At 63.6% G+C, this 19,099-nt stretch carries 21 protein-coding genes; 9 read left to right on the forward strand and 12 right to left on the reverse strand.

The genetic code is table 11. The annotated features are described in order from the left end of the window. Window positions 1-50: 50 nt before the first annotated feature. The 3 genes from RIN61_RS07355 to RIN61_RS07365 form a co-directional block, all read right to left on the reverse strand. Complete coding sequence (locus tag RIN61_RS07355) at window positions 51-956, reverse strand: alpha/beta fold hydrolase (RefSeq protein ID WP_112250174.1); 906 nt, start codon at window positions 954-956, stop codon at window positions 51-53. A gap of 176 nt (window positions 957-1,132) precedes the next feature. Beyond that, entirely contained in the window at window positions 1,133-1,819 is a 687-nt protein-coding gene (locus RIN61_RS07360; protein WP_024087732.1) for an LrgB family protein, read from the reverse strand. Then, window positions 1,809-2,195: a CidA/LrgA family protein gene (locus RIN61_RS07365; RefSeq protein WP_112250172.1), complete on the reverse strand. Its 387-nt coding sequence runs from the start codon at window positions 2,193-2,195 to the stop codon at window positions 1,809-1,811. The genes RIN61_RS07360 and RIN61_RS07365 overlap by 11 nt, the downstream gene beginning before the upstream one ends. 96 nt (window positions 2,196-2,291) lie before the next feature. On the opposite strand from RIN61_RS07365, the gene RIN61_RS07370 reads away from it, so the two are divergent. Next, on the forward strand, window positions 2,292-3,188 hold the full coding sequence (locus tag RIN61_RS07370; RefSeq protein ID WP_112250170.1) for a LysR family transcriptional regulator: 897 nt from the start codon (window positions 2,292-2,294) through the stop codon (window positions 3,186-3,188). A gap of 128 nt (window positions 3,189-3,316) precedes the next feature. Here RIN61_RS07370 and RIN61_RS07375 read toward each other — a convergent pair whose 3' ends face one another. Continuing rightward, on the reverse strand, window positions 3,317-3,772 hold the full coding sequence (locus RIN61_RS07375) for a flavodoxin (protein ID WP_112250168.1): 456 nt from the start codon (window positions 3,770-3,772) through the stop codon (window positions 3,317-3,319). A gap of 129 nt (window positions 3,773-3,901) precedes the next feature. On the opposite strand from RIN61_RS07375, the gene RIN61_RS07380 reads away from it, so the two are divergent. Then, entirely contained in the window at window positions 3,902-4,330 is a 429-nt protein-coding gene (locus tag RIN61_RS07380; RefSeq protein WP_112250166.1) for a PAS domain S-box protein, read from the forward strand. A gap of 56 nt (window positions 4,331-4,386) precedes the next feature. Beyond that, a complete protein-coding gene (locus RIN61_RS07385) occupies window positions 4,387-5,004 on the forward strand; it encodes a hypothetical protein (protein ID WP_112250164.1) in 618 nt (205 codons plus the stop codon). Here RIN61_RS07385 and RIN61_RS07390 read toward each other — a convergent pair. Continuing rightward, the gene (locus RIN61_RS07390; protein WP_112250162.1) at window positions 4,989-5,924 is read right to left on the reverse strand and encodes a MerR family transcriptional regulator; all 936 of its coding nucleotides are present in this window, start codon (window positions 5,922-5,924) and stop codon (window positions 4,989-4,991) included. The two genes, RIN61_RS07385 and RIN61_RS07390, sit on opposite strands and share 16 nt — an antisense overlap. Before the next feature lie 219 nt (window positions 5,925-6,143). Between RIN61_RS07390 and RIN61_RS07395 the strand changes: the two genes are divergently transcribed. Genes RIN61_RS07395 through RIN61_RS07410 form a run of 4 tightly spaced genes read left to right on the forward strand, consistent with a single transcriptional unit; the run spans window position 6,144 to window position 8,115 of the window. Beyond that, window positions 6,144-6,704, forward strand: coding sequence for a putative antibiotic biosynthesis monooxygenase (locus RIN61_RS07395; protein ID WP_112250160.1), 561 nt, complete (start codon window positions 6,144-6,146; stop codon window positions 6,702-6,704). Between the two features lie 33 nt (window positions 6,705-6,737). Further along, complete coding sequence (folM, locus tag RIN61_RS07400; RefSeq protein ID WP_112250158.1) at window positions 6,738-7,475, forward strand: dihydromonapterin reductase; 738 nt, start codon at window positions 6,738-6,740, stop codon at window positions 7,473-7,475. A 9-nt stretch (window positions 7,476-7,484) separates the two neighbouring features. After that, window positions 7,485-7,781, forward strand: coding sequence for a DUF1244 domain-containing protein (locus tag RIN61_RS07405; protein ID WP_003260708.1), 297 nt, complete (start codon window positions 7,485-7,487; stop codon window positions 7,779-7,781). Further along, entirely contained in the window at window positions 7,774-8,115 is a 342-nt protein-coding gene (locus RIN61_RS07410; protein ID WP_112250156.1) for a HopJ type III effector protein, read from the forward strand. The genes RIN61_RS07405 and RIN61_RS07410 overlap by 8 nt, the downstream gene beginning before the upstream one ends. A gap of 127 nt (window positions 8,116-8,242) precedes the next feature. On the opposite strand, the gene RIN61_RS07415 is transcribed toward RIN61_RS07410, so the two are convergent. The 4 genes from RIN61_RS07415 to RIN61_RS07430 all read right to left on the reverse strand — a co-directional run bounded on the left by RIN61_RS07415 (window position 8,243) and on the right by RIN61_RS07430 (window position 11,572). Next, on the reverse strand, window positions 8,243-9,151 hold the full coding sequence (locus tag RIN61_RS07415; protein ID WP_313856487.1) for an alpha/beta hydrolase family protein: 909 nt from the start codon (window positions 9,149-9,151) through the stop codon (window positions 8,243-8,245). A gap of 167 nt (window positions 9,152-9,318) precedes the next feature. Then, window positions 9,319-10,530, reverse strand: a complete 1,212-nt coding sequence (fabV, locus tag RIN61_RS07420; protein ID WP_112250152.1) for an enoyl-ACP reductase FabV — start codon at window positions 10,528-10,530, stop codon at window positions 9,319-9,321. Window positions 10,531-10,775: 245 nt separating this feature from the next. Further along, entirely contained in the window at window positions 10,776-11,309 is a 534-nt protein-coding gene (locus RIN61_RS07425; protein ID WP_112250150.1) for a cytochrome b/b6 domain-containing protein, read from the reverse strand. Then, window positions 11,306-11,572: a PepSY domain-containing protein gene (locus RIN61_RS07430; protein WP_085692244.1), complete on the reverse strand. Its 267-nt coding sequence runs from the start codon at window positions 11,570-11,572 to the stop codon at window positions 11,306-11,308. Before RIN61_RS07430 ends, RIN61_RS07425 begins: the two co-directional genes overlap by 4 nt. Before the next feature lie 176 nt (window positions 11,573-11,748). On the opposite strand from RIN61_RS07430, the gene RIN61_RS07435 reads away from it, so the two are divergent. Further along, window positions 11,749-12,927, forward strand: coding sequence for an acetyl-CoA C-acetyltransferase (locus RIN61_RS07435; RefSeq protein ID WP_112250148.1), 1,179 nt, complete (start codon window positions 11,749-11,751; stop codon window positions 12,925-12,927). Window positions 12,928-13,074: 147 nt separating this feature from the next. Here the strand turns inward: RIN61_RS07435 and RIN61_RS07440 are convergent, their stop codons facing one another. Both RIN61_RS07440 and metE read right to left on the reverse strand, forming a co-directional pair. Next, the gene (locus RIN61_RS07440) at window positions 13,075-13,794 is read right to left on the reverse strand and encodes an SDR family NAD(P)-dependent oxidoreductase (RefSeq protein ID WP_112250147.1); all 720 of its coding nucleotides are present in this window, start codon (window positions 13,792-13,794) and stop codon (window positions 13,075-13,077) included. Window positions 13,795-13,971: 177 nt separating this feature from the next. After that, window positions 13,972-16,263, reverse strand: a complete 2,292-nt coding sequence (metE, locus tag RIN61_RS07445; RefSeq protein ID WP_313856492.1) for a 5-methyltetrahydropteroyltriglutamate--homocysteine S-methyltransferase — start codon at window positions 16,261-16,263, stop codon at window positions 13,972-13,974. A gap of 334 nt (window positions 16,264-16,597) precedes the next feature. Between metE and RIN61_RS07450 the strand changes: the two genes are divergently transcribed. Continuing rightward, window positions 16,598-18,085, forward strand: a complete 1,488-nt coding sequence (locus RIN61_RS07450; protein WP_112250145.1) for a methylenetetrahydrofolate reductase C-terminal domain-containing protein — start codon at window positions 16,598-16,600, stop codon at window positions 18,083-18,085. Here RIN61_RS07450 and yjiA read toward each other — a convergent pair. Next, on the reverse strand, window positions 18,045-19,022 hold the full coding sequence (gene yjiA, locus RIN61_RS07455; protein WP_207879359.1) for a GTPase: 978 nt from the start codon (window positions 19,020-19,022) through the stop codon (window positions 18,045-18,047). The genes RIN61_RS07450 and yjiA overlap by 41 nt on opposite strands. Window positions 19,023-19,099: the final 77 nt, after the last annotated feature.

Consider the following 19,099-nt stretch of genomic DNA (forward strand, 5'->3'; position numbering starts at 1 on the left):
CGCAGGCTGAATGCCTGGCAATAACGCAGCGCGATGGTTGTGGGGCCCTGTCAGGACCACGCCACTTTCTGCTGGAAATAGCTCACAGGTTGTTCACGAAAGGTCAGGTAATGGCGCAGCACCTGCACCGGCGCTTCGGTATGCGGGTAATGGCCGACGCCCTGCAACTGCACTATGTCCGGCTCGGGCACCAGTTGCCGGTAGCGCTCCACCATGTGCGCGCCGGACAGCGGGTCGACCACGCCATTGATGAAGCGCAGCGGCACGCCTTCGTGCTGCATCGCACCAACCCAGCGGTCGCGGTGCAACCTGCGCTCCGGCATGTAACCCACCAGCTTGTGCAGGATACGCGTGCCACCGTTGGCAGCGATCAGGCTCCAGAAGTCATCCAGCGCGCTTTCACTGGGGTGGGTGCACGGGCCGTAGACCTGCGTCACGTTGCGCACCAGATCGTCGCGCCCGAACGAACGCCCTACCAGCCAGCCCAGGCGACTGAGCAGCAGCTTCTGGATCAGCAACATGCGACAGCTTTCGGGGAACAGCCCGCTATTGAGGAATACGCAGCTGGCGATATTGGCGCGCTGTTCATGATGCCGCGCCAGCATTTCCTGGGCCACACTGCCGCCGTAGTCATGAGCCAGCAGGTGCACCGGCTGGTCGACCTTCAGCTCGGCGAGCAAGGCCTGCTGCAGGTCGGCTTGCTCCATCAAGCTGTACACGTGATCGACCGGTTTGGCCGAATCGCCAAAGCCGAGCATGTCGCAGGCGATCACCCTGAAGCGCTGGGCCAAAGGCCCCCACAGGTAGTGCCAATCCCAGCTGGCAGTGGGGAAGCCGTGCAACAGAAGCAGGGGCTCTCCTTGCCCTGCGGTCCAGTAGCGGATGCTCTGGCCCCGGAAAGTGAAACTCTGTCCCCGGGTACGCCAGACGCACAATGGAATTTCGGCCATAGGCATCAGAACGGTCCCGGTGAAGTGGTGTCGGCGGAATAGAGCAAGGCTGCGGTCATTGCATGTCACCTCGGCACTTACATGTGCTCTCTATGTCGAGGCTGAGTCTAGCCAGCAGCCCACGCGCTGGAACTTGCGTTTCCAGCCAGCTTGATGACTTGGCGAGTCAGTGGCACGAACGGTCAGAGCAGCATGGCCAGCAGCGGTGCCGCGAACAGGTTCAACAACCCGGTCAGGACCATGACCAGGCCAGCCACCGAGCCTTCCTCGCGGCCTACCTCCTGCGCCCGGCTGACACCGGCACCATGGGCGCCGACGCCGAACAGCGCACCCCGCGCCAGCGGCGTGCGCAACGGCAACCAGCGCAGCAGCACGCCGCCGAACATGGCGCCCAGCACGCCGGTGAACATCACGAATACCGCCGTGAGCTCCGGTACGCCACCCAGGTCATGGGCCAATGGCATGGCAAAAGGCGTGGTGATCGAACGCGGCACCAGCGACAGGCTGGTCGCGCTGTCGAGCGCCAACATATGAGCCAACCCCCAGGAACTGGCAATCGAAGCGCTGCTGCCTGCGACCATGCCCACCATCAAAGCTGGCCAATGGCGCGCCAGCATGGCCCGTTGCTGCCAGATCGGCACCGCGAATGCCACGGTCACCGGGCCAAGCACGCTCATCAGCCAATGGGTGTTGCGGGCGTATTCGGCATAGGCAGTGTGCAGCGGCACGGCCACCGCCAGCAACAGAACCGGCACCAGGATCAGCGGCGACAGCAGGTAGCGCCCGCTGCGCCGGTACAACCAGCGGCTGCCCAGGTACGCGAGCAAGGTCAGGGCCAGCCAGAACAGCGGCATGGGTTCAAGGCTCACGGCGCAACCTCCAGCGGCACACCAGTTCCACGGTCAACGCGGTCACCACCATTACCATCAAGGTGCTCACGGCAATCACCAGCAAAATACGCCAGCCCTCGTCACGGATCAGGGCGCCGTAATCGAGCAGGCTCATCAGCGCCGGGATGAAGAACAACAGCATCTCAGCCATCAGCCAGCCGGCACCCAGTTGCAGCATGGCCGGCTTGAGCACACCCGAGGCAAACAGCAACAGCAGCAATGCCAGGCCCATCACGCCGCCAGGAATCGGCCAGCCCAGCCAAGTGGCAAGCTGGCCACCGAGCAGGAACAGTGCGCAGAGGATCGCCAGCTCGACGAGCAGGCGCAGGGCTTTTTTCAACAACGCGGGTTTCATGGGGGGTTCCTCGACAGGCCCTCATTTTAAGATTTGGCTACCTAGGCCAAAAGCGAATTGTTAGACTGAATGCCATTCCAGAATGGAATTGCGATCATGGAATTCAAACAGCTGCGCAGCTTTATCGAAGTGGTCCACCGCGGCGGTTTTACCCAGGCGGCGCAGACCCTGCACATCAGCCAGTCGGCGGTGAGCAAACAGGTGGCCCAGCTGGAGCAAGATGTGGGCCAGCCGCTGCTGGAACGCCAGGCTTCGCAGCTGCACCTGACCGCTGCCGGGCGCATTGTGCTGGAGCGCGGCGAAGCCTTGCTGCGCCAGCGTCAGGCATTGCTCAGCGAACTGGACGACCTCAGCCAGATGGGCCGCGGTGAACTGCGCCTGGGCTTGCCGATGCTGGGCAGCGACGCGCTGTTCGCCGGGTTGTTCGCCGAGTATCGGCGGCGTCACCCGAACATTGCGATCCAGTTGCTCGAAGGCGGCAGCCGCAGCATCGAACAGGCGGTCAGGAGTGGCGAGCTGGAACTGGGTGGCAGCCTGACGCCCAGTGACGAGGCGTTTGACTACCAGCCGTTCTGCAACGAACCGCTGGATGCCGTTTTGCCTGCCGGCCACAAGCTTGCGGGCCAGGGCGGAGTGGACTTGCGGCAGTTGGCCGATACGCCGTTCCTGCTTTACCAGCGCAGTTTCGTGCTGAACGATCGGCTACTGAAGGCGTGCCAGCAGGAGGGTTTTACCCCGAGGGAAGGCGGACGCAGTGGCCAGGCGGACTTCCTCGCGGCACTTGTGGCGGCGGGCCAGGGCGTGGTGCTGCTGCCCCGTGTGGTGGCGAAAGCGCTGGAGCGCCCCGGGGTGGTGCGTTTGCCACTGCGCTCGCCAGGGGATTTGCGGTGGGATATCGCGTTCATCTGGCGGCGTGGGGCGTATCTGTCACGGGCGGCGCAGGCGTGGTTGGCGTTGGTGAACGAGTGGCCGGTGCTCGACAGCAAGGAATGAGCTGCCCTTGCTGGCCTTTTCGCGGGTAAACCCGCTCCCACAGGTACTACACAGGCTTCAGAAGCTGAGGTTCCCCTGTGGGAGCGGGTTTACCCGCGAAGAGGCCGGTACAGGCAAAAAAAGACCTGTCAGGCTTTCAATGCTGCTGCCAACTCAGCCAACCAAGGCTCTGCATCCGCCTCAGGGGTCACCGTCTCGCTGGCATCCAGGCGCAGCATAGGCTGCACTTCCCGCACGCCCAGTTCGGCAAACAGTTCGCGCATCTGCTCGCCGCCACCGCAGTAGGTATCGCCATAACTGCTGTCACCCAATGCAATCACCGCACCAGGCAGGCCACGCCAGGCCGCAGGCAGGGTATCGCGAATACTGCTGTACAACGGCATGAGGCTGTCCGGCAGTTCGCCCATGCCAGTGGTCGAGGTCACGGCTAGCAAGGCATCGGGGGCAAAACCTTCAAGGTCCTGCAAGGTGGCGCGTGCCGCGTGCCAGGCCTCCAGGCCCGCAGCCTTGAGCAGCGATTCAGCATGACGGGCGACTTCTTCGGCGGTGCCGTAGACCGATCCGGAAATAATGGCGACTTTCATCGGGTAGAGGATTCCGAAACTGAGTGAAAACGTAGGATACTAGCATCCGGCGCTGGCAAAAGGCCGCCTCTACCAAAGTCACCATCCCCCAGCCCTGCTTCGCACCCTTGTTTACTCAACGGCCCGAACATGATCAACGCGCAACTGCTGCAATCCATGGTCGATGCGTCCAATGACGGCATCGTGGTCGCCGAACAGGAAGGCGACGACACCATCCTCATCTACGTGAACGCGGCCTTCGAACGCCTGACCGGCTACAGCCGTGACGAAATTCTCTATCAGGACTGCCGCTTCCTGCAGGCAGACGACCGCGACCAGCTTGGCCGCGCCCGCATCCGCAAGGCCCTGGCCGAAGGTCGACCGTGCCGCGAAGTACTGCGCAACTACCGCAAGGATGGCAGCGCTTTCTGGAACGAACTGTCGATCACCCCGGTAAGGCACGACGTCGAACAGCGCACCTACTTCATCGGCATTCAGAAAGACGTCACTCGCCAGGTCGAACTGGAGCGCGAACTTGCGCAACTGCGCGTTCGTCCGAAACCCGACGAACGCACCTGAACCAAGTACGCCACGCACGGTCAATCCCGTTGAAGAAATCGCCATCGAGTTCGATCATGCAAGCAGAAGCGCTCCTGACCCAGGACGAGTTGGATTTCATACAGAACATGCAGCATTCGCCGCAATTGAACCTGGCCGACCCCATGTCGAGCCTGCTGGTCAATGGCGACCGCCGCATCCAGAGCTTGCTCACCCGCTTGGTGGCCAACGAACAGGTAACCCTGCAGGCGCAGTTCAACAACCAGCAGATCAGCTTCCCGCTGCAACTGGTGGAAGATGAATTCCACGCCCTGCACCTGCAACTGGGCTCGCCGGAAATCTACGAGGACGGCCCCATGCTGCGCCCCTGGCGCCTGTCGATGGAGCAGCCGAGCGCACTGCTCGATGCCCATGGTCAGGAAAGCGGCCTGTGGGTTCGCGATATTTCGTTCAAGGGTACGTTGCTTGAAGTCCGTGGCCTGCCAGCGGCACCAGCCCGCTTCGAACTGCGCTTCGCCCCTGGCAACATCCCTCCCATCGAACTGCATGGCGTGCTGGGCCGGCGCATCGGCCCGGACCTTGCCGCCTATGATCTCAGCCAAAGCCCGGCCGAAGAGATCGAACGCCTGCGTGACTACATCCTCCAGGCCCATCGCCGGGCCCACCCCGAGCTTCACACTCAGGTATCGAGCTGACCGGCCAGAAACTGCCGCAAACGCTGGCGCATCACGCTACCCTGCGCGCCCAGGCAGGCAATCGGGCTGCCAGCAAGGCTGTCCTGTGCCAGTTCCGCCGCTTCACCAGCCAGTAACAACGGGCATTCCAGCCCTGCCACCAAGCGCGTCAAGCGCCGTGTGAGCTCCATTGTCGGCGGCTGATGGGAAAACAGCACCAGGACATTCGGCGTCAGGCGCTCGCAGACCAGTGCCAGTTCCTCCAGCGGCTGCCCGCTCGCCAATGGCGTTACGCCAACTTCATCGCTGCCCAGGGTCAGGCTGGTCACCAGCAGTTCCAGTTCGTGACACTGCCCCGGCAACGGCGCCAGCAGCACCATGCGGCTGCGCGGTGCACGGGCTAGCTGCAAGCGGGTAGACACCCGGCCACGCAAGAACTGATCGAGGAACAGCCACTCGCTGGCCTGCCCATAGCCGCCATGCCCGGCCGCCAGGTCATGCCACACCGGCATGAACACTTCAGCAAATACCTGGTCCAGGGTGCAGGCGGCAAACACCTCGTCGAACAGGCGGTCCAGGCTGGCCAGGTCAAAACGTTGCAGCGCCTGGCGAATCTGCTGCTGCCAGCGCCCCCAGGCACCCGCCGCGCCACCTGCCTGGCCGGCAAGGGCATGGTCGCGCGCGAGGATGCTGGCGACCTTGCTTACCGCCACGCCGCGCTCCAGCCAGCCAAGAATGCGGCGGATGTCATCGATATCGGCCTGGGAATACAGGCGGTGGCCGCTGTCGGTGCGGGTTGGCTGGATCAGGCCGTGGCGGCGCTCCCAGGCGCGCAAGGTCACGGCGTTGACGCCGGTCAGGCGGGAAACCTCACGGATCGGAAACAGGTCCTGCTGCGCGAGGCCCGCATCGATTACCGGATTCAGTCCCTGTTCGTTCATCTGCACGGAGTACCCTGTGTGCCCAAGTTGAACACCTAGTCTACTACGGCAATACCAGACGCTGGTCGGCAACCGTTTGCCGGCTGACAGTTGCCGAAAATCGCGCATGGGCGATAATCCGCGCCCGATTCTTGCATGCCCGCCTGCGTCGCCCACCACCCCGGGCCACACAGCCAAAGGGGCCGGCTACCCGCCAGCCCTGTTGCCAGGAGATACACGATGTCTACCCCACCCGTTACCTTGATGGTGTCGCGCCGCGCCGCCCATGGCCGCTACCAGGACCTGCTGGCCTGGCTGCATGAAGGCGAACAGCTGGCAACCGACTTCCCCGGCTACCTTGGCTCGGGCATCCTCGCGCCACCCCGCGACAGCGACGAATTCCAGATCATATTCCGTTTCAGCGACGAGCCGACCCTGCATGCCTGGGAGCATTCCGCCTCGCGCCGGGCCTGGTTGCAACGCGGCAACGGCCTGTTCGAACGCCCCAAAGAGGCGCGCGTGAGCGGCATCGATGACTGGTTTGGCACCAATATGGTGCAAAAACCGCCACGCTGGAAGCAGGCCGTGGCCATCTGGCTGGCCTTCTTCCCGGTCTCGCTGGTGTTCAACCTGGTGTTCGGCCATTGGCTGGCAACCCTGGACCTGGTACCACGGGTACTGCTCAGCACCCTGGGCCTGACGCCGTTGATGGTCTACCTGTTCATCCCCCTGTCCACCCGCCTGCTGGCCGGCTGGCTGCATGCATCTGCGGCCCCCGCTGGCGCCCTGCGCAGCCGCTGAGGCCAGGCCGTACACGCGGAAGACAGTTCGGGTATGCTGGGCGGCAACCAAAGGACAGACAAGTTGACCGCCCCGAACATGAACAGCCCCATTCTCGTTACCGGAGCCAGCCAGCGCGTCGGGCTGGCCCTGGCTCTTGAACTGGCGCAGGCCGGCCATAAGGTGGTCAGTGCCAGCCGCAGCATTCAGCCACAGACGGCCCACCCGAACATCGTGCAGTTCCAGGCCGACCTGTGCCAGCTAGCCGACCGCCAGGCTTTGATCGACCACCTGCACAACCATTACGACGGCCTGCGCGCGATCATCCACAACGCCTCGCTTTGGCTCGACGATGGCCTCGACAACCTCGAGACCATGTTCCGCCTGCACGTCGAAGCGCCCTACCATCTCAACCTGGCCCTGGGCGACCTGCTGGCCAAGGTGGAAAAGGCCGACATCATTCACATTTGCGACGAAACCTCTTCGCGCGGCAGCAAAAGCCACATCGGCTACGCCGCGACCAAGGCCGCGTTGCAGAATATGGTGCTGTCATTCGCCGAAAAATATGCGCCCAAGGTGCATGTGAACGGTATCCTGCCGGGGCTGCTGATCCTCAAGGAAGGGGGTGACGAAACCTACCGCCAGCAGACCCTGAAGAAGGCCCTGCTGGAGTTCGAACCCGGCGCCGGCCCGCTGATCGAGACGGTCAAGTACCTGCTCGCCAGCCAGTACAGCACCGGCAGCCAGGTGGTCATCAACGGTGGCCGCCACCTGAAGAACCGCATGACCTGAGAGAAGCCCATGACCCCACAGCAACAGCTCGAACTCGAGGCCGCCGCGTTCCGGCGCCTGGTCGAACACCTGCAGAAGCGCACCGACGTGCAGAACATCGACTTGATGAACCTGTCCGGCTTCTGCCGCAACTGCCTGTCCAAGTGGTACAAGGCTGCGGCCGACGAGCGCCAGCTCGACCTGAGCCTGGATGACGCCCGCGAAGCGGTGTACGGCATGCCCTACGCCGAGTGGAAAGCCCAATACCAGAAAGAAGCCAGCGCCGACCAACAAGCGGCGTTCGAAAAAGGAAAACCCCGTGACTGACCTGAACACCCTGCGCGCCAGCCTGGCCAGCGGCCAACACGTGTTTGCCGATACCCTGGCGTTCATTGCCGAGAACTACAGCTACCAGCCACAGGCCTTCGACAATGGCGGCGTGGCGAATGCGGCCGGGCAGAACGAAGGTTCGTGCAAGACCTTGGGCCTGGCGCTGCTGGAAGGGCTGAGCGACCAGGAAGCGCTGCTGGCCTTCGGCGAGCACTACCGTGACGTGGTGGCCACGCCCGAAGGCAGCGACCATGGCAATATCCGTGCGCTGATCGAGCATGGGCTGGCGGGCGTCAAGTTCGCCGAGCTGCCGCTTGCGCGCAAGGCTTGAGATAGCTGGGGCTGCTTTGCAGCCCATCGCGACACAAGGCCGCTCCTACAGAAGACCGCGTTCCTTGTAGGAGCGGCCTTGTGTCGCGATAGGGCCGCAGAGCGGCCCCAAAATCTCGAAACCAACCTCACCTGATGATGGTTCCCGGCACCTCACCCGCCAATCCCCCCTGCCGCAACCACTGCAACGCCACCGGCCACAAACTCTCGCGAAACCGGTCATGGAAGAACGCGAAGTGGCCAATTTCATCGACCGAGATATCCACAGGCGCAATGCGCAGGTGCTTACGTTCGGCGCCCTGCAGATAGCCCAGCAAACGCTCGGTCGCCGCCACGGTACCAAAGGGGTCATCGGTCAGGCTGATGGCCAGCGTCGCCGCCCGCACCTGGGCGAACGGTAGTGCCTCCAGTGCACGCCCGCTGGGTCGGTGCTCATAGCGCGGGGTACGGGTGGTCCAGTCGTGCACCACGCCGGATGGCGTGTCCTCCAGCCAACCCAGGCGCTTGCCGGGAAAATAACCGAACACCCGGGTGAGCAGCGGCATTACCACATGCCACTTGCCGAACAGCTGCCAGCGCTGGCCAGCCGCGTAATCGCGCCAGTAGGCGAATTGTGCGCCAACCATCACCACCCGGCGAACCTTGCTCGCCGACGGTGCCAGCCCCACTGCGCAGCCGCCAAAACTGTGCCCCACCACATCCACCGGCTGGCCGGGGAAATGTTCTGCGGCATGCACCAGCATGGCTTCGAAATCCAGCCGGCCCCAGTCGCTCCAGGATGCCTGGAAGCCGCGCAGCGAGGCCGGGCGGGATTCGCCGATGCCACGGTAGTCGTAGGTCAGCACATCGCAGCCTTGGGCAAACAGGTAGTCGGCGAAACGCGAGTAGTAGCGGCAGCGTACCGAAGTGGCAGCGTTGATGATCACCAGCGGGCGCTGGGGGTCAGGTCGGGCGTGGCGCCAGCGGAAGCCGCCGAGGCTGTAGCCGTCGGCTGCGGTGTGGCGAAAGGCGGTGGCGGGCTGGGTGAGGCTGCTCATGGCACATTCCCTGTTGTTGTGCGCCAAAGCTAGCAAAGTTTTCATAGCCTGTACCGGCCTCTTCGCGGGCTTGCCCGCTCCCACAAGGTCCTCACTGCCTTCAGGCTTGGTGAGATCCCTGTGGGAGCGGGTTTACCCGCGAAGAGGCCGGTACAGGCCGACAGCGATTACAGCTCGACGCAGTCGAACTTCACATCGGTAGCCACGTCTTCGTCGTAGTTGACGTCAGCGCGCTCGAAGCCAAACAGGTTTAGGAACTGCTTCTTGTAACCGGCATAGTCGGTCAGCTCGAACAGGTTCTCGGTGGTCACCTGTGGCCACAGCGCCTTGCAGGCGTCCTGCACGTCATCACGCAGTTCCCAGTCGTCCAGACGCAGGCGGCCCTTCTCGTCGACCTCGGCCGGCGCGCCGTCGGCACGGTACATGCGGTCGCGATACATGCGGTCCAGCTGGTCCTGGGTGCCTTCGTGAACACCCTTCTCCTGCATGATCTTGAACACCATCGACAGGTACAGCGGCATCACCGGGATGGCCGAACTGGCCTGGGTAACCACCGACTTCAGCACCGCCACGTTGGCGCCGCCCTTGACTTCACCGGCCAGTTTCTTGTCCAGGCGCAGGGCGGTTTCGTCCAGGTCCTGCTTGGCCTGGCCCAGCGCACCGTGCCAGTAGATCGGCCAGGTGATGTCGCTGCCAATGTAGCTGAAGGCCACGGTGCGGGCGCCTTCGGCCAGCACGTTGGCACCCGCCAGGGCGTCGATCCACAGCTGCCAGTCCTGGCCACCCATGACGGTGACGGTGTCGGCGATTTCCTGCTCGGTAGCCGGCTCGATGCTGGCCTCGATGATGCTGTCCTTGTTGGTGTCGATGGCGGTCGACTTGTATGGCTGGCCGATCGGCTTCAGGGCCGAACGCACCAGTTCACCGGTTTGCGGCAGCTTGCGCACTGGCGAGGCCAGCGAGTAGATGACCAGGTCGACCTTGCCGCCCATTTCGTTCTTGATCAGCTCGATGACCTTGGCACGGGCCTCGTCGGAGAAAGCGTCACCATTGATCGACTTGCTGTACAGGCCTTCGGCCTTGGCGAACTTGTCGAAGGCTGCAGCGTTGTACCAGCCAGCGGTGCCGGCCTTGGTCTCGGTGCCTGGTTTTTCGAAGAACACGCCCAGGGTGTCGGCCTTGAAGCCGAACGCCGCGGTGATGCGTGCTGCCAGGCCGTAGCCGCTGGAAGCACCGATGACCAGGACCTTCTTCGGGCCATCCTCGCGCACGCCCAGTTTGCGGGTGGCTTCGATCTGGTCACGGACGTTGAGCTCGCAGCCCTTCGGGTGAGTCGTGGTGCAGATGAAACCGCGGACCTTAGGATGAATGATGGCCAATGTCTGTACCTCGTCAGGTTTATGCCGGGGGAAGCGCCGCCATGGGCGATTCCGGTTGATCAGAGGGTGAGACTACCCCTGCAGGTTATCCGACACATATTACGGGGTGATCAGAGGGATTCAAAACCGAGGTTTTCCTGTGCCGGCCTCTTCGCGGGCTCGCCCGCTCCCACAGGGACGGCGCAAAGCCTGAGGGCTGCGCAATACCTGTGGGAGCGGGCAAGCCCGCGAAGAGGCCGCCACAGTCAATCGCGGTGCCGACGGCGCCCTGTGATCATCGACCAAGGCAGGTTTTCCCGCATGCGCACGCTCTCGTAGATGGCCGCCAGCACATGCACGCAAACCAGCGCCAGCAGCGCATTGGCCAGCCAGCTGTGCAGGTCCATCGGCCAATCGACGCCGAACAGCGCGTCCACCTCCTCCGACGCCCACCCGGTAAGGCCAAGACCGGCGATGCAGGTCAGCATCAGCACCATCACCAGCGCGCCAATGGGCGAATGCCCCATGTGATGGTCAAGCTCCCCATGCAGCAACGCCCGAGCATGCCCGAGCAGGCTTGCCGGGGTTGGCCAGAAATCGGCCCAGCGCGCGCTGCGTGGCCCGACAAAGCCCCAGATAACGCGCACCACCACAACGGCGAGTGCGTAGTAACCCAGCCACTGGTGCCAGTCGTCACCTTCTTCGTTGAAGAAGTAATTGGCGAAGAACACCACGGCGATCGACCAGTGGCACAGCCGCAGTAGGGGGTCCCACAGCTGCACCGTGCCGTCGCTGTTCAATCGTGGTACTCGGTCTTGACTGCCTTGCCCGTCACTGGGTCATGGTAGATCTCGACCTTCTTGCCATCCTTGTCGAAACCGTAGATCTCGTAGCAGTTACCCTTGGTGACCTTGAACTTGTTGATCTTGTAGCCCTGCTCCTTGAGCTGCGCCTGGAATTTTTCCTGATCCTGCCAGGTGCTTTTGTCGGCGGTGGTGCATTCGGTGGCGGCTAATGCAGTGCTGCTGCCAATCAAAAGGGTCAGCGCGATCAATGTACGCATGGGCATGTGCTCCCATCCAGATGAGTGTAGTAGCGCATCCATCAGCATAGTTCTGCCGGCCGCTTTACGCCCATTCATTTGTTTTCCACATCAATCGTAAAGAAAAACAAACTTAACAAATGAGCCAAAGCCACCGATGCTTGAGGCATTACGCCCATCGCACGGAGAACAACAACATGAACGACGTGGTCATCGTCGCCGCAACCCGTACCGCCATCGGCAGCTTCCAGGGCGCCTTGGCCACCGTACCTGCAGTAGACCTCGGTGCCGCCGTGATCAAGCGCCTGCTGGAGCAGACCGGGCTGGCCCCGGCGCAGGTCGACGAAGTCATCCTGGGCCAGGTACTGACCGCCGGCGCCGGGCAGAACCCTGCACGCCAGGCCGCGATCAAGGCCGGCCTGCCCTTCAGCGTGCCGGCAATGACCCTGAACAAGGTCTGCGGCTCGGGCCTGAAGGCCCTGCACCTGGCCACTCAGGCCATCCGCTGCGGTGACGCCGAGGTGGTAATCGCCGGCGGCCAGGAGAACATGAGCCTTGCCCCCTACGTGATGCCTTCGGCCCGTACCGGCCAGCGCATGGGCCATGGCCAGCTGATCGACAGCATGATCACCGACGGCCTGTGGGATGCCTTCAACGACTACCACATGGGTATCACTGCCGAAAACCTGGTAGATCAGTACGCTCTCAGCCGTGAGCAGCAGGATGCCTTTGCCGCCGAGTCGCAGCGCAAGGCCGTGGCGGCCATGGAGGCCGGCCGCTTCGATGATGAAATCACCCCGATCGTGCTGCCGCAGAAAAAGGGCGAGCCCAAGGTGTTCGCGCGGGACGAGCAGCCACGCCCGGATACCACCGCCGAATCCCTGGGCAAACTGCGCCCGGCGTTCAAGAAGGATGGCAGTGTCACCGCCGGCAACGCCTCGAGCCTGAATGACGGCGCCGCCGCCGTGCTGCTGATGAGCGCTGCCAAGGCCGAGGCCCTGGGCCTGCCGGTTCTGGCCAGGATCGCGGCTTATGCCAGTGCCGGTGTAGACCCGGCGATCATGGGCATAGGCCCGGTTTCGGCCACCCAGCGCTGCCTGGACAAGGCCGGCTGGCAATTGGCCGAGCTGGACCTGATCGAAGCCAACGAAGCCTTTGCCGCGCAGGCGCTGGCGGTGGGCAAGGCGCTGGAATGGGATGCTGCGCGGGTGAACGTGAATGGCGGGGCGATTGCCTTGGGCCATCCGATTGGTGCTTCCGGCTGCCGGGTGCTGGTGACCCTGCTGCACGAAATGATCAAGCGGGATGCCAGGAAAGGCCTGGCGACCCTGTGCATCGGTGGCGGACAAGGGGTGGCCTTGGCCATCGAGCGTTGAATCAACGATTGATTTAAGCAGGCCCGGCCTCTTCGCGGGCTTGCCCGCTCCCACAAGTACTGCACACACCTTGAAATTTGTGCTGCAACTATGGGGAGCGGGCAAGCCTGCGAAAAGCCGGGCCTGCTTGCAAAGAAACCTCAGATATCAGAACCGCTCATCGGCAATAGCCGGCAGAGTCAGCTCGCGCACATAACTCGCCGCCGACAACTCCAGCAGCGTGCGCACCATCAGCACCACATCGTGCAGCGGTATCAGCCCTCCTTCCCCCCGCACTGCAGCCTCGGCCAACGGCACCTCCAGACCATCCTCGGTATTCAGGTAGCCCAGGTTCAGGCACGTCACCCCAAGCCCCTGCCCCCGATAACCTTCACGCAAGGCCTCGGCAATGCCGCGCAGGGCGAACTTGGAAGCGGCGAAGGTGACTTCCGGGCGACCGCTCTGGGGCAGGCCCGATGTGGAACCGGTAAGGATGATCCGTGGTTTTTCGCTTTCCAGCAGCAACGGCAGCAGGCGCTTGATCAGCAGGATGGTTGCCGTGATGTTGCAGTCGACCATGCGCTGCAATTGCGCATCGCGGTCGGCGAGGAAGCTGTAGTGCGCTTCGAAGGCCTCGGCCTCCCACAAGCCGAGGTTGTAGATCAGAGTGTCCACCCCGCCATCGGCCAGTGCCCGGGCGATGGCCTCGACGGCCGTAACCGGCTGGCCGAGGTCGGCTTCGATCCAGCGGGTTTCGATGCCCTTGCCGATGTTCATTGCAGCAGGTTTGGCGCGCGACACACCAATCACTGTATCGCCCGGTTTTCCCAGCCCTTCCATGAAGGCCTTGCCCAGGCCTTTGCTGGCGCCGACTACCAGAACTCTCATCGCATCACTCCCTGTCGATTTGAATCGGAGCCGGCATTCTAGGGGGTTTTTAGTGTCTGTGCCGGCCTCTTCGCGGGTAAACCCGCTCCCACAGCAGCACCACTGCATTCAAGTTGTGCACGGTACCTGTGGGAGCGGGTTTACCTGCGAATAGGCCGCGGTACAGGCGGCGAATAATCAGGCGGTAGCGCGCAACTCGCGAGCAGCGGCAACCATATTGATCAGTGCTGCCTCGGTCTCCGGCCAGCCACGGGTCTTCAGCCCGCAGTCCGGGTTGACCCACAAGCGCTCGGCCGGGATACGCCGGGCAGCCTTGCGCAGCAGCTTGACCATGTCCTCACGGGTCGGCACCCGTGGCGAATGAATGTCATACACACCCGGGCCGATCTCGTTGGGATAGGCGAACCGCTCGAAGGCCGCCAGCAGCTCCATGTCGGACCGCGAGGTCTCGATGGTGATCACGTCGGCATCCATCGCGGCGATCGACTCGATCACATCGTTGAACTCGCTGTAGCACATGTGGGTGTGAATCTGTGTTTCGTCACGCACCCCCGAGGCAGCCAGGCGGAAGGCTTCGGTGGCCCACTCCAGGTAATGGGCCCAGGCGCCGTGGCGCAGCGGCAAGCCTTCACGGAATGCCGCTTCGTCGATCTGCACGATCCTGATACCCGTCGCTTCCAGGTCGACCACTTCGTCGCGGATCGCCAGCGCCAGTTGGCGCGCCTGCACCTCGCGGCTCACGTCTTCACGCGGGAACGACCACATCAGCATGGTCACCGGGCCGGTCAGCATGCCCTTCATCACCTTGCTGGTCAGGCCCTGGGCATAGGTGATCCATTCCACGGTCATGGCCTTCGTCCGGCTCAGGTCGCCAACGATCACCGCAGGCTTCACACAACGCGAACCGTAACTCTGCACCCAGCCGAAGCGGGTGAACGCATAGCCATCGATCTGCTCGGCGAAGTACTCGACCATGTCGTTGCGCTCGGCCTCACCGTGCACCAGTACATCCAGGCCCAGGTCTTCCTGGATTTTCACCGCATGGCGGATCTCGCTGTGCATGGCCTCGGCGTAATCGGCCTCGGTCAGCTTGCCCTGCCTGTAGGCCTGGCGTGCCAGGCGAATCGCCGGGGTCTGCGGGAATGAACCGATGGTGGTGGTCGGAAAGGTGGGCAAGCCGAGCCCCGCACGTTGCTTGACGATACGTTGGGCAAATGCCGATTGACGCTGGCTGTCAGTGGGCTTGATGGCTGCCAGGCGGGCCTGCACGGCCGGCTTGTGAATACGCGGCGAAGCGGCGCGGCTGGCCTGCACGGCCTGGCTCTGGGCCAGCGCGGCAGCCACATCGTCGGCTTGTGGGGCATTGATGGCCTTGGCCAGCAGTGCCACTTCCTGGCACTTCTGCACGGCGAAGGCCAGCCAGCTATGCAGTTCGACATCGAGCTGGTCTTCACGGTCCAGGTCCACCGGGCTGTGCAACAGCGAACAGGACGGCGCCACCCACAGCCGTTCCCCCAGGCGCTCATGGGCATGGCGCAATACCTCCAGCGCCTTTTCCAGATCGCAGCGCCAGACGTTGCGGCCGTTGACCAGGCCCAGCGACAGCACCTTGTAGGCCGGCAGGCGGTCGAGAATGGTCGGGTACTGCTCGGGCGCCCGCACCAGGTCGATGTGCAAGCCATCGACCGGCAGGTTGGCGGCCAAGCCCAGGTTGTCTTCCAGGCCGCCGAAGTAGGTGGCGATCAGCTTCTTCAGTGGCGCCCGCTGCAGGATGTTGTAGACGCGCTCGTAGGCATTCTTCCAATCCTGAGGCAGGTCCAGGGCCAGGATCGGCTCATCGATCTGCACCCATTCCACGCCTTGGGCAGCCAGGCGGTTGAGGATCTGGTCATACAGCGGCAACAGGCGGTCGAGCAGCTCCAGCTTGTCGAAATCGCCACCCTTGGCCTTGCCCAGCCACAGGTAGGTCAGCGGGCCGATTACCACCGGCTTGACCGCGTGGCCCAGGGCTTGGGCTTCTGCCACTTCTTCGAACAGCTGCTCCCAGCTCAGGGCAAACTGCTGGTCGGCAGTGAATTCGGGGACCAGGTAGTGGTAGTTGGTGTCGAACCACTTGGTCATTTCCTGGGCGTGCGCACCACCGCAGCAGCTGTCACCCACGGCGCCACGGGCCATGGCGAACAGGGTCTGCAGGGTGGGCCTGGCAGCGTCGTGGCTGCGGAAACGTTGCGGGATCACACCGAAGGTCAGCGAGTGGGTGAGCACCTGGTCGTACCAGGCGAAGTCGCCGACCGGCAGCAGTTCGATGCCGGCATCTTTCTGCACCTGCCAGTGGCGGGCACGCAGCTCGCGGCCGACCGCGCGCAGGCCGGCTTCGTCGAGTTCACCCTTCCAGTAGGCTTCCTGGGCCTTTTTCAGCTCGCGGTCGCGGCCGATACGCGGAAAGCCCAGGTTGTGTGCCAGTGCCATGTCTTGTCCCTCAGCATGCATAAATGAATGAGGGGGATTTTCCGGGCGCCGGCATCTTGAGACAAACTCATTAAATTTGAGATGAACTCAAGGTTTACTCATGTTCGTGATTTTGTATTGCCTGTACGGGCCCTTTCGCGGCTAAAGCCGCTCCTACAGGTACCGCGCCAGCCTGAAGAGTATGCGATCCCTGTGGGAGCGGCTTTAGCCGCGAAAGGGCCGGCACAGACAAACCCGAATGTCTCATTCAGAGCATCACCCTGCGCATCCGGACATGACCCCACCCGCCTTCTGCCGCACAATGCCATCCTGACCAAACCAGGTACCCGGCCCCATGAGCCTGCTGAAAACCGCGCTGCGCGAAAACACCTTCGTCTGCGTCATGGAGTTCGTCCCCAAGCCCTCCGCAGAACGCTTCGCCGCCATGGACGAGATCCTGGCCCGTGCGCACCTCTGCGGCTGGCCAATGACCGTGGCCATCGGCGACCGCGTCGGCAGCCCGCTGGACATGTCACCACTGGACGCCCTCGCCTCGTTCAGCAAGCCGGTACCCGCCCTGCCGCACTTCTCCGGCAAAGACCGCGAACGCCACCACCTGCTCGCCCAACTGCAACGCATGGACGCCGCCGGCCTCGACCAGTTGCTGTTGCTCACCGGCGACCGCCTGCCCGGCCACCAGCCTGGCCAGCGCCCGGTGCGCTACCTGGAATCGGTCGCAGCCCTGCAGATCGCCCGCCTGGCCTGCCCGCACTGGCTGCTTGGCGCTGCGCTCAACCCGTTCAAGTACTGTGAGGAAGAAGGCGGCGCCCAATACTTCAAGGCCGAGAAAAAACTGGCGGCGGGTGCCGACTTCTTCACCCTGCAACTGGGTTTCGATGCCGGCAAACACCAGGAAGCCATGCACTGGATGAGCCGCCAAGCCACGCCCAGGCCGATGCTGGCCTGCCTGATGAGCCTCACCCACGGGCGTGCGACGATGCTCGAGCACGTGGCCGGCGTGACCGTCACGCCGTCCATGCGCGACATGCTGGAAGCGGAAGCGGCGCAGTCCAAGGCCTTTGCCCAGGCGCGCAGCGTCGACCGGCTTGCCTTGCAGATCATCGGCGTGAAGCTGATGGGCTACGCCGGCGTGCATCTGTCGGGGGTTCATGAACTCAAGCAACTGCTGGCCCTGGAGGCACGCATCGAGCACTGGCAGGCGCAAGTCCACACGCTGGAACAATGGGCGCCGGCCTGGCAGGCCAGCTGGCAGATGCCCGGCCTGCCGGCAGTCAGCTTCAATCCGCCGCAGGCAAGCTGGCGCCTGGGCGAATCACGGGTCGATGCCTCGTTCAAGGAGAAAGCGCGCTATCACCTGATGCATGGCATGCATTCGCTGCTGTTCAGCCGCCGCAATGGCCTGAGCAAGGCATTTGGCTGGGCCGTACGCCAGCCGATGTGGGCCACCCGCCTTGGCGCGCAGGTGCTGCACAAGGTGGAACACGCGGTGAAGAAACCGCTGGTAGGCTGTGACACCTGCGGCCGCTGCCGCCTGGACGACACCCTGTACGTCTGCCCGGAAACCTGCCCCAAGGGCCTGGCCAATGGCCCCTGCGGTGGCACCTCGCTGAACCGCTGCGAGTTCGGCGACCGCGAGTGCATCCACAGCGTCAAGTACCGCACCGCCAAGGCGGTGCGGCAGACGGCGCTGCTGACCGAGCGCCTGATCCCGTGCATCGAGGTCGAAACACGCCACCGCAGCTCATGGCCGCAGTGGTTCGCGCCCCAGACCCCACGCCGGCTCAGCCCGCAGCCAGCGCCTCGAACCCAGCCCGAATCGTAGCTTCGGGCAGTTCGTCTGCGATGAACACCATCACGCTCTCGCGGGTTTCACCCTCGGCCCACTCGGCGTCCCAGTCGAAACCGTAGAGCTTGAGCACACCCTGGAACACCAGCTTGCGCGCCTCACCGGCAATGTTCAGCACGCCCTTGTAGCGCAGCAACTGCTTGCCGTGGGTTTCCAGCAGTTCGTTCATGAAGTCGCTGAGGCGGTCGATGTCCAGCGGGCTTTCCGTGCGCAGCACCAAGGTGGAGATCCGGTCCGGCGTAGCGGGCTTGAGCAGCGGGCGTAGCGCTGGCTTCAGGTTCGCGCCCAGATCAGGGTTGAGGTTGAAACCACGCACATCAAGCAGCTCGGCCAAGTCGATGCGACCATGCTCGACCACGCGGGCCGCGGCTCGGCCATTGATGCGGGCCAGGCGCTCGCGCAGGGCCTCGACTGCAGCGGGCTCGACCAGGTCGGTCTTGCTCAGCAGCAAGCGATCGGCAAAGCCGACCTGGGCCTGGGCGATGGTCTGGGTCAGGTGCAGCTCGGCGTGGGCGGCGTCGACCAGGGTGATGATGCCGTCGAGGATGTAGCGCTCACGCAGTTCCTCGTCGATGAAGAAGGTTTGTGCCACCGGCGCCGGGTCGGCCAGGCCGGTGCATTCGATTACCAGGCGGTCGAAGGCGATTTCGCCGGCATCCAGGCGTTCGAGCAGCAGGTACAAGGCACGGGTCAGGTCGCCGTGGATGCTGCAGCACACGCAGCCATTGGCCAGGGTCATCACCTGCACCGGCTCGTCGCCCAGCAGTTGGCTGTCGATGCCGGCCTCGCTGAACTCGTTTTCGATCACGGCGATCTTCAGGCCGTGCTCGGCCTTGAGCATGTGCTTGAGCAAGGTGGTCTTGCCGGCACCGAGGAAGCCAGTGAGTACGGTTACGGGAATAGGCGTCTGCACGCAGAACATCTCCTGTGCAGTGAAATGGACGGGGGGAGCGCGATTCCTGTAGGAGCGGCCTTGTGTCGCGATCGGGC

The organism is Pseudomonas inefficax (assembly GCF_032164165.1).
Lineage (GTDB): Bacteria > Pseudomonadota > Gammaproteobacteria > Pseudomonadales > Pseudomonadaceae > Aquipseudomonas > Aquipseudomonas inefficax.

Excerpts from the sequence above, each read along its gene's own strand:
- folM (WP_112250158.1), top strand. The coding sequence starts at position 6,738 with ATGCTGGGCGGCAACCAAAGGACAGACAAGTTGACCGCCCCGAACATG.
- RIN61_RS07380 (WP_112250166.1), top strand. The coding sequence starts at position 3,902 with ATGATCAACGCGCAACTGCTGCAATCCATGGTCGATGCGTCCAATGAC.
- RIN61_RS07395 (WP_112250160.1), top strand. The coding sequence starts at position 6,144 with ATGTCTACCCCACCCGTTACCTTGATGGTGTCGCGCCGCGCCGCCCAT.
- RIN61_RS07435 (WP_112250148.1), top strand. The coding sequence starts at position 11,749 with ATGAACGACGTGGTCATCGTCGCCGCAACCCGTACCGCCATCGGCAGC.
- RIN61_RS07390 (WP_112250162.1), bottom strand. The coding sequence starts at position 5,924 with ATGAACGAACAGGGACTGAATCCGGTAATCGATGCGGGCCTCGCGCAG.
- RIN61_RS07355 (WP_112250174.1), bottom strand. The coding sequence starts at position 956 with ATGCCTATGGCCGAAATTCCATTGTGCGTCTGGCGTACCCGGGGACAG.
- RIN61_RS07405 (WP_003260708.1), top strand. The coding sequence starts at position 7,485 with ATGACCCCACAGCAACAGCTCGAACTCGAGGCCGCCGCGTTCCGGCGC.
- RIN61_RS07365 (WP_112250172.1), bottom strand. The coding sequence starts at position 2,195 with ATGAAACCCGCGTTGTTGAAAAAAGCCCTGCGCCTGCTCGTCGAGCTG.
- RIN61_RS07430 (WP_085692244.1), bottom strand. The coding sequence starts at position 11,572 with ATGCGTACATTGATCGCGCTGACCCTTTTGATTGGCAGCAGCACTGCA.
- metE (WP_313856492.1), bottom strand. The coding sequence starts at position 16,263 with ATGGCACTGGCACACAACCTGGGCTTTCCGCGTATCGGCCGCGACCGC.
- RIN61_RS07370 (WP_112250170.1), top strand. The coding sequence starts at position 2,292 with ATGGAATTCAAACAGCTGCGCAGCTTTATCGAAGTGGTCCACCGCGGC.
- RIN61_RS07375 (WP_112250168.1), bottom strand. The coding sequence starts at position 3,772 with ATGAAAGTCGCCATTATTTCCGGATCGGTCTACGGCACCGCCGAAGAA.
- RIN61_RS07450 (WP_112250145.1), top strand. The coding sequence starts at position 16,598 with ATGAGCCTGCTGAAAACCGCGCTGCGCGAAAACACCTTCGTCTGCGTC.
- RIN61_RS07385 (WP_112250164.1), top strand. The coding sequence starts at position 4,387 with ATGCAAGCAGAAGCGCTCCTGACCCAGGACGAGTTGGATTTCATACAG.
- RIN61_RS07440 (WP_112250147.1), bottom strand. The coding sequence starts at position 13,794 with ATGAGAGTTCTGGTAGTCGGCGCCAGCAAAGGCCTGGGCAAGGCCTTC.
- RIN61_RS07415 (WP_313856487.1), bottom strand. The coding sequence starts at position 9,151 with ATGAGCAGCCTCACCCAGCCCGCCACCGCCTTTCGCCACACCGCAGCC.